Source organism: Shewanella aquimarina, from assembly GCF_023349185.1.
Lineage (GTDB): Bacteria > Pseudomonadota > Gammaproteobacteria > Enterobacterales > Shewanellaceae > Shewanella > Shewanella aquimarina.
This window is the reverse complement of record NZ_JAKIKY010000004.1, coordinates 14,412-28,030: the sequence shown is the minus strand read 5'-3', so window position 1 is coordinate 28,030 and position 13,619 is coordinate 14,412. Positions and strand designations below refer to the sequence as shown.

Annotated in this window: 9 protein-coding genes; 1 reads left to right on the top strand and 8 read right to left on the bottom strand. The window is 51.9% G+C overall.

Features of this window, described 5'->3' with window-relative positions; all coding sequences use genetic code 11:
* Window positions 1-108 precede the first annotated feature (108 nt).
* Window positions 109-2,265, bottom strand: a complete 2,157-nt coding sequence (locus L2731_RS06315) for a S46 family peptidase (protein WP_249252307.1) — start codon at window positions 2,263-2,265, stop codon at window positions 109-111.
* Between the two features lie 220 nt (window positions 2,266-2,485).
* Window positions 2,486-3,685 (bottom strand): amino acid permease, encoded by a 1,200-nt coding sequence (locus tag L2731_RS06310; protein ID WP_249252306.1) that lies wholly within the window; start codon window positions 3,683-3,685, stop codon window positions 2,486-2,488.
* 618 nt (window positions 3,686-4,303) lie between these two features.
* Between L2731_RS06310 and L2731_RS06305 the strand changes: the two genes are divergently transcribed.
* Window positions 4,304-4,858: a TMEM165/GDT1 family protein gene (locus L2731_RS06305; protein WP_249252305.1), complete on the top strand. Its 555-nt coding sequence runs from the start codon at window positions 4,304-4,306 to the stop codon at window positions 4,856-4,858.
* A gap of 133 nt (window positions 4,859-4,991) precedes the next feature.
* Here L2731_RS06305 and katB read toward each other — a convergent pair whose 3' ends face one another.
* The 6 genes from katB to L2731_RS06275 all read right to left on the bottom strand — a co-directional run bounded on the left by katB (window position 4,992) and on the right by L2731_RS06275 (window position 13,381).
* A complete protein-coding gene (gene katB, locus L2731_RS06300; protein WP_249252304.1) occupies window positions 4,992-6,452 on the bottom strand; it encodes a catalase KatB in 1,461 nt (486 codons plus the stop codon).
* A 760-nt stretch (window positions 6,453-7,212) separates the two neighbouring features.
* Entirely contained in the window at window positions 7,213-7,464 is a 252-nt protein-coding gene (locus L2731_RS06295; protein ID WP_041510030.1) for a YgjV family protein, read from the bottom strand.
* A 154-nt stretch (window positions 7,465-7,618) separates the two neighbouring features.
* Window positions 7,619-8,068: a PaaI family thioesterase gene (locus L2731_RS06290; RefSeq protein ID WP_220072276.1), complete on the bottom strand. Its 450-nt coding sequence runs from the start codon at window positions 8,066-8,068 to the stop codon at window positions 7,619-7,621.
* A 575-nt stretch (window positions 8,069-8,643) separates the two neighbouring features.
* Window positions 8,644-11,301 (bottom strand): extracellular exonuclease ExeM, encoded by a 2,658-nt coding sequence (exeM, locus tag L2731_RS06285; RefSeq protein WP_249252303.1) that lies wholly within the window; start codon window positions 11,299-11,301, stop codon window positions 8,644-8,646.
* Between the two features lie 553 nt (window positions 11,302-11,854).
* Window positions 11,855-12,517, bottom strand: coding sequence for a helix-turn-helix transcriptional regulator (locus tag L2731_RS06280; protein WP_041510027.1), 663 nt, complete (start codon window positions 12,515-12,517; stop codon window positions 11,855-11,857).
* A 261-nt stretch (window positions 12,518-12,778) separates the two neighbouring features.
* On the bottom strand, window positions 12,779-13,381 hold the full coding sequence (locus tag L2731_RS06275) for a DUF2238 domain-containing protein (RefSeq protein ID WP_249252301.1): 603 nt from the start codon (window positions 13,379-13,381) through the stop codon (window positions 12,779-12,781).
* Window positions 13,382-13,619 lie beyond the last annotated feature (238 nt).

Below are 13,619 nucleotides of genomic sequence, written 5' to 3'. Positions count from 1 at the left end.
GTTACCCCTTTAACGCAAAAAAGGGCCTAGATTCTCATCTAAGCCCTTTCAAAACTGGCGCCTATGGCTCGCTAATAGTAACTAAAGCGCCTCCACTAATCGCTAGAATTAGTGAACAATCTCCATTTCCGCCAGCAAGTTATCGGCGTTGTCCAGATACTTCATCACCCATAGCATGTAGCGGCTGTCTACCTGGATAGAGCGGTTGGTGTCGGTATCGTAACCCCAGTCGCCGATGATTGACTCATAGACGCCGTCAAACAGCAGCCCAACCAGCTCGGCGCGGCCGTTTAGGGTTGGTGAACCTGAGTTACCACCTGTGGTATCCAGAGTCGACAGGAAGTTCACCGGCACAGAGTCGATAGACTTCACATAGTAGTCGCCATATTGCTTCTGCTTAATCAGCTCAAGCTGCTTCTTAGGCGCGTCGAACGGATCTTCACCCGTGTCTTTGGCCACTATGCCTTCCAGGCGAGTGAAAGGTACGGCAACCAGACCATCTTGTGGCGAGTAGCCCTTCACATGACCCACGGTCACACGCAGGCTAGAGTTGGCGTCGGCGTACACCGGCTTACCCAGCTCCTTGTTGTAGGCGATGATGGCGTCCATATACTGAGGACGCACCTTCATCAGCTTGCCATACAGCTCCTTCTCTTTCTTCTCCTGGGCCATATCTGTGTCATACATGGCGACGGCAAACTGAATGAAAGGATCTTTAGAGGCCTTGAAGTCGGCTACCGACTTGTCCATCCAGGCAAGACGAGTCGCCTTATCGCCCAGCTCGGTCTTGGCGTACATCTTGTCCAGCACCTTGCTCAGCTTGGCGGCGTCGAACTTCTTGCCGATGCCGAATGCCTTGTCCAGCTCAGGGATACGCTCTTCGCTAGGCAGCTTGGCGTAACGGGTCAGCAGATCCAGTACCACGGCCTTATCCACACTCGGTGCATAACGACGGTCGATACGCTCCAGGCCCGACTTGAAGCGAGTCATGTCGCGCTCCTGGTAGCCAGGCTCGCGAGCCATGTCGTCCAGCTGCTTCTCGTTAGCCAGACGGTATAACTTACGGGCAGTCGGCAGCATGGTGGTGTAACCGATATAACCTAAGATGATGTCGCGGGCCTGGTGCTCCTGGCTCTCCTTGATCAGCTTGTCCAGCTCGGCCATGGTTTGGCCATACTTAGCCTGACGCTTGCTGTCTTTGTTTATCCAGCTGGTCAGCGCCGCCTCACGCGCCTTGCGATCGTCGAGCATGGTCGACTTGCCATAGAACTCGATCATCGAGGTGAAGTTTTTGGCATAGTTGGCCAGACCGGCGATCAGGCTCTCGTACTTGATGCGCTCGTCGCTGCCCTCAGGCGCGGTTTCCTTGATGATCTCGATGAAGCGTTCACGCAGCATCTTGCCTTCTGGATAGGCCCACTCGAACTGATTTTCCACCTCGTTGGCGGTGCGGTAACGATTGGTGCGCCCCGGATAACCGGCAACCATGACGAAGTCGCCATCGCTGACGCCCTTGGCCGATACCTTAAGGAAGCTCTTTGGCTCGTAAGGCACGTTGTCTTTGCTGAAATCGGCCGGCTTGCCATCTTTAGAGACATAGCCGCGATAGAAGGAAAAGTCGCCGGTATGACGTGGCCACATCCAGTTATCGATGTCGCCGCCGTACTTACCTACGCTGGCCGCCGGGTTATACACCAGGCGCACGTCGCGGATCTCAAGCTGCTTAACCAGGTAATATTCTAGGCCGCCGTGGAAGCTGTAGACCTGACAGCGATAGCCGTCATCGGCCTCACACTGAGCAACCAGCTGCTTCTCTTTGGCTTCGATGCCCTGATAGAAGTCGTTACCTACCTTGTTTTCCAGCCCCTGCTTCACCTTGTCGGTCACATTGGTAACTTCTTCGGTGACATAGATACGTGAACCAGGGGTGGCTGGCAGCTCTTCGCCATAGTTCTTCGCCAGGAAGCCATCTTTTAGCAGGTTCTTCTCAGGCGTCGAGTTGTATTGAATCGAGCCATAGGCACAGTGATGGTTAGTCACTACCAGGCCCTTTGGCGACACGAAAGACGCGGTACAACCACCTAGGCTGATCACGGCGTTCATGGGAAATTCGGTGAGTTTTGAGATAGATTTGGCGTCGATCTCCAGCCCTTTAGCCTTCAGCTCATCTGCCATGGCAGGCAGTTGATAGGGCTGCCACATCCCTTCATCGGCTTGGACGCCGAAGGCAGCGGCAAGCGCCACTGACACGAGTAACTTTTTCATTTGTTAAGTCCGTTTTATCGTTATAAAAATTTTTATAATACCCAATGGTCTTTTAAGTCTTCAGCGCATGAAGCCTTAAAAGCCCTACAAAAAAGTCGGGCAATGGCCCGACTTTATCATAAATTCTTGAGTAACAAACAGCTTAGCAAATCAGCGAAAAGGTAAGCAGGTATTTCCAGCCTCCTCCCCCTTCGCTTTAGCGACCATTGTCAGGCGCTTTTTACAGTGCGACCCAGAGCTGAGCGGCAATAATCACCAGCCCCACCAGCGCCGCCGCACCCAGGGCAAACTGACCACCTGTCACCTGGTAACCGCCCAGGTTCTGCTTACGCTGTCCCAGCGCCATGGCGATAGGCAGGAAGATGATCATCACCACCAGCGGCAGGGCCGCGAAGCCTAACACCTTAATGAAACCATCTGGATAGTAGAGCGCGCACAGCAGCGGCGGCACAAAAGTCACCAGCCAGGTCTGAACGCGGCCCAGCAGGTTTTCTCTGGCGCGGGTCAGCTCGGCTATATAGTCGAACAGGCTCATGGTGACCCCGAGGAAGGAGGTGATCAGCGCCAGGTTGGCAAACAGATCGATACATTGCTGCAATATGCTCGAGTGGGCGATTCCCTGCAGCGCGGCGACCAACTTAGGCAGAGAACCCTCGAAGCCGTGTACGGTCGCGCCGCCCACAGTACCCAGGGTCACCATCAACCAGAGGATGTAGCACACCAAGGGAATGGTCGAGCCGATCATGAGTACCTTGCGCAGCGACATGGCATCACCATCCAGGTAGCGCACTATGGTCGCGATACAGACATGGAAACCGAAAGAGGTAAACACCACAGGGATGGCCGCCAGCCAGAGGTTACCCAGCTCGCCCTTAGACACGAGTTCGGCGGCCGATTCACGCAGAATATAGTTCGGGCTCACCTCTGGTAGCAGGAAGAGCACCACGATGACAAACAGGGCCACCATGGCGGTAAACAGTACCCGAGAGACCTTATCGATCCAAGAGACACCTATGGCGATGAAGCCACCGAAGATAAAGGTAAAGAGTAATACCGCCGCCTCATGACTCACCTCGATCCCTAAGGGTTCGAAACGGGATTTGAGCAGGGATGAGCCGCCCATCAGATACACCATGGTCAGGGCGAATAGCAGGCTCAAGAAGGAGCCGCCTTGAATAAGCTGTCCTACTTTACCTAGGGTCTTGCCCGTGATGGCGTGAACATTTAACCCTACCCCGGCACGTAAATTAATCTCTAACATGAGTAGCGAGGTGTAGATGGACACCGCCCAAATCGCTACCAGTAATAGTAAGGCTGGAATCGTCCCCAAAGAAGCCGTTGCCAGAGGCAAGGCCAACATGCCTCCCCCAATTGCGGTACCCGCAACGATGGCAATAGAGCCAAGCATTTTTAAGTTCACAAATTAGTCCTGTCTTTATTTATTATCTCTTTTTGGAAGGTCAGATTTAGAACGACTGCGAAGGCGGGATTTAGTCATGAAACACGCTAAGTGATAGCCTCCTAACCGAACTAAGGATCTCTGCCCTAGCACGCGTTGGGTTGGCCTCAACAGCTTAGCTTTTACTATCTTACGATCTAGCTAAGCCCCTGAGGCTGCCTAAATCGGTAACAATATCGATAGGTTTGTTTCATCACTACCTTTACTCTATAAATTTGACTGTTTGGCACATTAACAGAGCCACAGGCGGCGCACAAGGTATGCAAGATGATCGGATGCAAGTTTGTACAAAGGCGTAAAAGGCCCGAAACAAGCTGTCTACAGAGTGATCACCCCAGGCGAGTTGGCAGCACCTTGCGCCGCTAACGGATTTGAGTATAATGGCCGCCACTGCTTCAGGGGAGTAGCTAACAAGGCGAGACAATTTGCCTTGAGTGAGTGTCAACATACTTGGCCACATGCCATGGTACTCACGGTAAGGGGAGCACCTCTTACTTTGCAAGACCTGAGCACGGTTACCGTTCATTCATTAGGGGGCGGCGGATCGTGCTTGGATTTTTTGCCCCCTTAGGAACTATGATGGAAGCATTACTCGCCTCAACCTTCACCGTCGCCATTGCCGAGATAGGTGACAAGACCCAGCTGCTGGCACTGATCCTCGCCGCAAGATTCAAGAATAAGACCGCCATCATCCTGGGGATACTGCTATCTACCCTGGCGAACCACTTTGCCGCCGCCTGGATAGGCCAATGGGCCATCAACTGGATAAGCCCAGAGATGGCCACCTATATCGTCGCCTTCTCCTTCTTCGCCATCGCCCTCTGGGTACTGGTGCCCGACAAGGTTGACGCCGAGGAGAGCCGCTTCTATCAGATGGGCCCCTTTATCGCCACCTTCATCCTGTTTTTCCTCGCCGAGATGGGCGATAAGACCCAGGTGGCCACCGTCGTGCTGGCGGCCAAGTATGATGCCCTGCCGCTGGTCGTCCTGGGCACTACGCTGGGGATGATGATCGCCAACGTGCCTGTGGTGATCGCCGGGCATTTCAGCGCCGAGAAGCTGCCGCTCAAGTGGATCCACCGCGGCTGCGCCGCCCTATTTGCCCTGCTGGGCGTAGCCACCCTGGTCTACTAAGTTAAGTCAGCCAGGCGCAGGACGTTAGCCCTGCTGGATAGCAAAAAGCCAGTGACTCAGATCACTGGCTTTCTATTTTCGGCTGTTATAAATCGAGTTGCATAGCAGCCTAATAGGCTATGAACCTAGTGACCTAAAGACCTAGCCCCTGCTTGATGCGCTGACCATAGTCTTCATCGGCCTTGAAGAAATGGGCCAACATGCGCTCCTGCACCTCCAGGCTTGCCTGACTCAGAGAGCCCGAGATGGTCGCCGCCAATCTTGCCTTTTCTTCCTCAGAGAAGATGCGATACAGGTTGCCCGCCTGGGTATAGTCGTCCTGATCGTAACGGCTGTAGCGGTCGGCTTCGCCATCGAGTCTCAGCGGTGGTTCGGCAAACTGTGTAGGCTCCACCAGGGCATCTTGCGTGCTGTTCGGCCCATAGTTGGCGCTGGCATCGCCGCCCGTCTGACTGCCACTGAATGGACACTGAGTCCCCGCCATGGCACCACCACGCTGATGATGATTCGCCTGAGCGGCGTGCGGGCAGTTAACCGGCAGCTGGTTATAGTTGGCACCTATGCGGTAACGCTGGGCATCGGCATAGGCAAACAGGCGGGCCTGCAACATCTTGTCGGGCGAGGCCCCAACCCCAGGTACCAGATTACTCGGCGCCAGAGCCACCTGCTCTACCTCGGCAAAATAGTTCTGTGGCAGACGGTTAAGCTCTAGCACGCCTATCTCGATCAGCGGGTAGTCGCCATGTGGCCACACCTTAGTCAGATCGAATGGGTTGATATGATAGCTGTTGGCATCAGCCTCGGGCATGATCTGCACATTCACCGTCCAGCGTGGGAAGTTGCCATCCTGTATCGCCGCCACCATGTCACGCTGTGACGAGTCGGGATCGATACCTTTAAGCTTATCCGCCTGCTCGTTGGTTAGATTCACCACACCCTGCAGTGACTTGAAGTGGAACTTCACCCAGAAACGCTCTCCCTTGGCATTCCAGAAGGAGAAGGTGTGCGAGCCGTAGCCGTGCATCTGACGATAGTTGGCGGGAATACCGCGATCTGACATCAAGATGGTGACCTGATGCATAGCCTCAGGGTTAAGCGACCAGAAGTCCCACATCGCCTGTGGATCTTTCAGGTTAGTCATAGGGTTACGCTTCTGAGTGTGGATGAAGTCCGGAAACTTGATGCCATCACGCAAGAAGAAGGTCGGGGTGTTGTTACCCACAATGTCGTGGTTGCCGCGCTTGGTGTAGAAACGCAGGCCGAAACCACGGGGATCGCGCTCGGCATCGGCAGAGCCCATCTCACCGCCCACGGTCGAGAAGCGCACGAAGGTATCAGTCTGCTTGCCTTCACCGTTAAAATGGTCGGCGATGGTGTAATCACTCAGATCTTTGGTCAGGGTAAAGGTGCCATAGACACCCGTGCCCTTGGCATGCACCACGCGCTCGGGAATGCGCTCACGGTTAAAGTGCGCCAGCTTCTCGATAAGGTGCCAGTCCTGTAGCAGTAGCGGGCCGCGCTCGCCGGCAGAGAGAGAGTTTTGGTCGTCGGCAATTGGGGCGCCGCTCTGGCTGGTTAAGTTGTTGGTTGTCATAATTCGCTCCATCCTGTTTAGCATATCTGGCATTTGTTTTGGGGTTAGATTAGGTCTTGCGCTAGCGATTGGTTTAAGCCTTGAATCAGCTCAACCAATCTTCGATAACATCAAATATTGTGGCCATAGCGTTTACTCCGCTAAGTGCTTACTCCAAAGCCGGCGATAAGCCCTTGCACCAGATGCTTCACTTAGCTATTTAACTTGTCGATGAAGTAAGATTAGGCGAGCGACAGATTAAGTTAAAACGATTAAAACAAATAACCTTAACCTAATTTATAGATTAAAGTTAAAACCAGCCTTGCCGCTATGCTCTCGAATCGATCTCGGCGAGCGCCTTCGCGCTAGATGGCAGGTGTGAAATTAACTCGAAAACAGCAGGTTAAAGTCGGGAGCTAAAAAACAGGTAGAGCAGCCTACAATAAATGCCGACTCAAACCCGACAGGACAGGAATAGGTAACAGAAATAGGCAACAGATACAGGCAACAGATACAGGCAACAGATACAGGCAACAAGAATAGACAAATGTAGCCGGAGTAGGCGGATAGCCCAAAAGAGCGAGGATAAGTCAGCGAGAATAAATCGTCTGAATTGAGTCACTTAAAATAGAGAAGCTGACATCGATAAACAGGAACCGATAAACAGGCATAGATAAACAGTAATCGATAAATAGAAATCGATGAATAAATAGGACAGTGGTATTCGCCGGGCAGGCTACAACCAGAGGCTGAGCGCATTTTCCCGGCGTCATCTTTAGGCTCAGCTCTCCTTGTCGAGCTTAACCTTTGAAACCTGATACAGCTTCACCAGATAGAAGGCATCGATCAGCACGATGAAGAAATTCACCAATGCCACCGGCAGGGCACCAATCGCCAGGCCATAGGCGACAAACAATGCGGCCCCTATCAGGTTCCACCAACGCAGCTTCTTGATATTTGACATCATGAGGGAGATGGCAACCACCACAGAGGCCAGATAGCCTACCCACTCCCAAATTGTTGCCGTATCCATAGGCACTCCTTAACCCTAAAACACATCTTCCCTAATTATGGCACCAGGCTGCTCAGCTGGCAGCCAATCTTTCAAAATTATCTCACCAATTCAGGTGCATGTCAGATGAATGCGAGCTTTACGCCAGAGCCGTTCAGCTCCTGGCGTCCAGCCATCAGACCATCGCCTGTCGCTTAACCACGGCCGCCGTCATACGTGAGATACAGCAGAGCTCACCGGCGCTGTTGTGGATCAACACCTCCCACACCGAGCTGCGTTTGCCCAGGTGAACCGGCTTGGCTGTCGCCGTCAGGGTACCGTTGCGTGATGCCTTGAGATGGTTGGCGTTGATCTCCTGACCGACACAATAGTAGTGCTCAAAATCCACCACGAAGTTGGCCGCATAGCTGGCAACCGTCTCGGCCAGAGCCACATTGGCACCGCCATGAACTATCCCCAGGGGATTATGTACCGCTGGCGAGGCTGGCATGGTGGCTTTCATGTAATCTTCGCCAATTTCGCTGATGGTGATCCCCAGGGTCTGCATCAGGGTGCCTTTGCCGTGCATGCCTGCGTCCATCTTGGCGCAATCTTCCAGAGTGACGGGTCTAAACCAAATACTCATGTCTCATTCCACTACTTACAAAAATCAACAAATAGTCTACTTGGTCACAGGGCAATAAGATATAGGAGAATAAGCTGAGGGAACCAAGGCCTGATATCGGCATATGCCCAGGGAAAATGGTCCATCTGGAGAGCAGCGAATTTAGGCAGCAAGTTGGGCATAGGATGATTAAACATGCTGGGAGTGGCCTTCATCCGCCCTGAATTATTAGTCTCGTTTGCCGCCAAATGGCCGCATCAAGTGGGTTTGTGTGACGAATGAAGGCCTAGGGTAACTGGTAAAAATCTCGCACCAAATCAAGGCGCTGACGCAGCACTTAAGCTGGGCTGGTAACGCGCGACAGTTTAGCCTGAAAACGCAAATTAACAAGCCCGATGAGTTAGTGAAAAACAGAAAATTATCACGGCGTTACCTGAGCCGCAGAAATGGCAAGGCGGCGCTACACAAACCAAGAGAACCGCTAACAAGACGCTAAACTTACGTCTAAAGAGATGAAACACAAGCGAATGCAATCTGTAACAGGCATAAAAAAAGCCAGCTGGGGAGAACAGCTGGCTTTGGGGAGACTCGGCAGACTAGTTGCGGCGACGCAATCCAGCCAGTCCAAGTAACATCAGTCCTAGGTAACCTAATGAACCGCCGTCATCCTTTTCTTTCGGCTCTGGCTTAGGTTCTGGCTTAGGCGCAGGGTAGCTTAGGGCCACGATCACTGGGTCGTGATCCGATGCAGAGAAGGCATTTTCAGACTTCTCAAGCTCGCCTGTGTACTTGCTGCTGTATTCGAACAGGTTCGACTCGACTGAATTGATATGCCAATCTTGAATATCAACCACTCGCGCAGCCAGGCTAGTGTTGGCTAGCGCATGGTCGAGATTACCTAACTCACCGTTATAGCTGTATGAGTAGGTTGCAGTACCGTGAACCTGAGTATTCAGGTTGACCATACCGTAGCCCTTCTCGATCTTGCTGCCTTCACGCTCGTACACCTTACCGCCCAGCGTAGTCCAAGAGGCGGTCATGATGTCACGATCCGAGTTTGCCGCGTCATAATCGGTCAGCACACGGATAGGATCTTCCAGGCCATAGGCATTCATGTCGCCGATAACCAGTAAGTCACCTTCAACATCTTGCAGGGCATCACCGATCACCTTAGCGGCCGATACACGGAACTCGTTACACTTGCCCTGAAGATCCGCAGGATCGCTGCTGTCTTCAAAGTTAGCCCAGTCTTCGATACAACCCGAACCCTTAGACTTTAAGTGGTTAACCACAACGGTTAGCTTCTCGCCATTAACGCTAAAGGCCTGGCCTAAGCTGTGACGCTGGTACTTATCGAACGCAGGGCTTAGCTCAAGCTTGTCGCCTTCGCCGCGTGTTACTACGCCTTCCATCGCATGCTGCTCTGGCGTCTCGATAACAAAGGCGTCACCCGTTGGCTCAACCTTGCTTGGACGGTACAGCATGCCTACCGTGATGGCGTCACCGCCGACATACTCGCCCTTGTACTTATCCGCATCCGCAACCTCGATAAACTTATACGCATCGGCGGCTGGCAGGTTAGCGTTGAGATCATTGACTAAGTACTGAATCGAACTGTCTTCGCCAAAGCCATTGTTCTCGATCTCCATCAAGCCAATGATATCGGCGTTCATCTCGGTCAACGCGCTGACAATCTTAGTACGCTGCAACAGGTAATCTTCTAGGGTATGGGCACCACGACCACAACCTCTTGAAGCATCGGCATCGGCCTGATCCTTACAAGACGCATTTAACGCACCACCCACATCGCTGTCGCTGGTAAACAGGTTCAGTACGTTGAAGCTGGCGACACGAATATCACCCTTGGTCGCTACCTCTGGCGCGTCGACGCGATCGTCTTCCCGAATGAAGTCGCCAGCCACGATCTCGTTTGTGGCAACCAAACGATATTCGTTGTAGCTGTAGCTAATGACACCTTCGAGGTTAGTCAGCTGATCGCCCACACGGATATAGCCAGTCTCGGCATTGAAGGTTGGGAAATAAGGCACTTCACCGTTCTTCGCCTTAAAATCAGACTCGACGAACAACTGGTTCGCACGATTTTTCTTCTCAAGCGCGATAGCCTCGTCTGTCATGGCAGGATAAAGCTGTGTAGGCTTCATCAGCGGCGCCTTGTGCGATAACATCATGTTGTTACGACGCGCAGCATAATCATAGCTAAATGTGCGGCTGACCTTCATGTCGCTACCGGCATCGAGCACCACATTCATGCCTTCGAAACGCTCTAGCGCATCGCCAAGATTTTCGCCGTCAGCCACATAGAAAGGCGTTGCCGCAGGCGCGCCCAGGTTCTCGCCCACTTCCATCTTCTTGTCGGCTTTAATATCGAGCTGAGTCAGACCATAGTATTCTTTCACCAGACCTTGAACACAGACTTCAACGCCAGGCTGGATCTCTTCACCGGCCGCTTCGCCCAGGTAAACAAAAATACCGTCAGAGGTATAAGGCGAACCGTCGCCCTGCACTTCCTGCAGGTAGAAGCCTTTGAACAGGCTATCACCACGAGCGGTAACCACACCGCGAATAGTGACTTCCTCTTTAGAAGCATACTCGCCGTCGGCGATCAGCGGGCTAGACTTACCGGCGCCCTGTACGCTGTAGATAGGAGTGATCTTGGCACCTGTGCAGGTGAAGGCTGGCGCTTCTGGTTCGGTCGGTGCACTGCTGCCATCAAGATTACCCAGGCCGCTAAAGGTATCGACAGGCAACACCTTCCACTGGCTCTCGACGAAGACGTTTGATGCGCTAAGAGCATCGGTATTGCGCTGCATGGTGGTATTCATGCCCCAGCCACTAGGCGTTGGCACAGCACCAATGATGTCCACCACGGCACCGTCTTTGACCAGTGCTACGGCATCACCACCGTTGAAATAAAGATTACCCGTGCTGCTGTCGACATCGCTACCTAAGGCGATTTCGGCACTTGGATGTACGATCACTTTGAGTTTTTTGGCATCTATGGTGAGACCGTCTAGGGCGACCATATCTAAGGCATTGGTAGCGCCATCTTTGTAGCGCACCAGCTTGTAACCGGTAAGATCTAAGGCGGCGTCGCCTGAGTTATACAGCTCTATCGCCTTATTGTTGCTGTTGCCTTCAACGTATTCGCTGATGAGCAGGTCGGCTTTCGCAGAAACGGGCAAAGCCGCGGCTATTGACAGTGCGAGCACTGACAACTTTTTAACATTATCCATTGTTCAACCCCATTTTTATAATAATGCCGCTAATTTTTATTAACGTGCGGCGAGATTGTTACAGAAGTGCCCAAGCCGATTTGTGATATAGATCACATTCCAAAATAGCGAACATTATGTTTATAAAATGCGATTAATATCTATACAGGAGATGGCATACATATTAGTAAATTGTGATTAAGCGATTGGTTTCGCGGCACAAAAGTAAAGGCCGTCGATATTCATTCGTGACAGGTTCAGAGAATATCAAATAAAACAATAGATAAGTCTGAGCATTTAAACGCTCACCATCAGACCTGATTAGTATAAATACTCAATGAATTTACAAACCGCGGTTTTAAATTTTGGTCAATTTAACTTTTTTAACGGTGAGAAGGTGAAATGTCGAAAGTGTGACAAGCCGCAACCTGGGTTGGTCAGAATAGCGCTCAAAATCAAATCAGCTTCGGCCAAGCGCCTAACGCATTGGGACAATTAAGCGCCAAAACTAAGCCAAATGCTAAGCCCAGCATCCACCGGGCTTTGACTCGCAGTCTTTAATATCCCGAATGGATTAACAAAACTCGAAGTGACAGGCGTTTGCTTGGGACCAGCGCAGCAGCTCGACCCGGTTACGAGACTGTGTCTTACGGAAGATAGAGGAGATATGGGCCTTGACCGTATGTTCGCTGATACAGAGGCGATCGGCGATCTCCTTGTTGCGGGCACCGCTGGAGACCAGCTGTATGATGGTACGCTCACGGCTGGTAAGCTTTTGCAGCATGGCAACCATATCCTGGGTCAGTTCGACGCCACTGTCCTGGCGACTAACAAGCTGTCGAAATACCTTAGAGATCAATGGCCTGTCATACCAAAGCTCATCGTTCACCATCTTACGCAGGCCGGTCAGCGAGAGATCCATACGCTGATCGGAAAACAGCAACCCACGCACCCCTAGCAGCAGGGCAGATTCCGGCTCCAGGCTGCCACGTTCGACCTGATAGAGGGCGATAGGCACATGGGGTAATAGACGCGCGACGATCAGGGGCACGCCCTTGCTGTCAAGCGCCGCGCCTTTCTGGGCAATAAGGTAGAAACTGTTGCGATCACGCTCGGGGTCCAGGTCGCTGACCTGACGTGCGATACGTGTCTTTAAGCCGATGGATTCGGCCAGAACGGCCAGATGGCACGGTGTTGAATCTTGGTGTAGAAAAACCAGTTCATCAATTTTACTCATACGCTTCTCTCCCTGAAAAGCACCTCAACGCAATTAACCATATGTGAGTAAGCTATCCCTGTTATTGATCTTTATGAACTTCATTCCTCCTAGCCATAGATAGCACTGAATCTATTCAGCCATGACTAGTAAAAAAGTATGTCAGCTATATTAACTAACTCGAGTGAGAATAGTTATCACTATTAGTTATATAAAGCTAAATAATCACATCATTAGCATATAATAATGCTTCTGATGTGATAGGCAAGCTACAGATTATTATTACTTTTTCAGGTTCAGCAGCAGTCTGTCATGCCAGCGAGAGAGAAGCAGCACGCTCGCCAGGGCCCCAATTAGCGCCATCCCCATGTCAGACTGGGTGTCCCACACGTAACCCTGAGTACCCAGGAATGCCTCGGCATCTTCACCGGTTGCCAGCGCCACCCACCACTCGATCAACTCATAAAAAGCCGACAATGCCAGGGCGAAGCAACACACGAGGAAATGACACCAGGCGCCTTGTTTCACCACCTCGAGCCGCAGAAACACTTCCCTTGCCAACAGCGCGGGAATAAAGCCCTGGGCAAAGTGCCCTACCTTGTCATAGTTGTTACGCTCGCTGCCCATCCAGTCGGCCAGGGTGTCAAACAGGGGCACCTCGGCATAGGTGTAGTGTCCCCCCACCATGAGTATGATGGCATGGATCAAGATAAGGCCGTAGGCCAGAGAGGTCAGCGGGAAATTTTTACGGGTCAGAAACAGGATAGGCAGGGCGATCAGCGCGGGGACGACCTCTAAAAACCAGGTAAAGCTATCTTTTGGTTCTATCCCTGACCAGATCAGCACGGCGAAGAAAATTGTGAGCCACACGGTGCTTTTATTCAAAATAAGAACTCCTTAGATGATATTGTTTTAATATCAGAATAATAACTTTAGCCATCTAGCCCTCCACACTGACTAAAAAAGGTGCTATTTTGTGGAGGCATTGACAGGCAACAGATAAAAATCACCACAAGAACAGGGCTTGTAGACCTTTCTGGGCGCATTTTTACCAAGGTTTAGAGGCTTTGCACCGAAAATGCTTGCTCTGTGTAGTCATTCTACACAAGTCGGCCAGCAACCG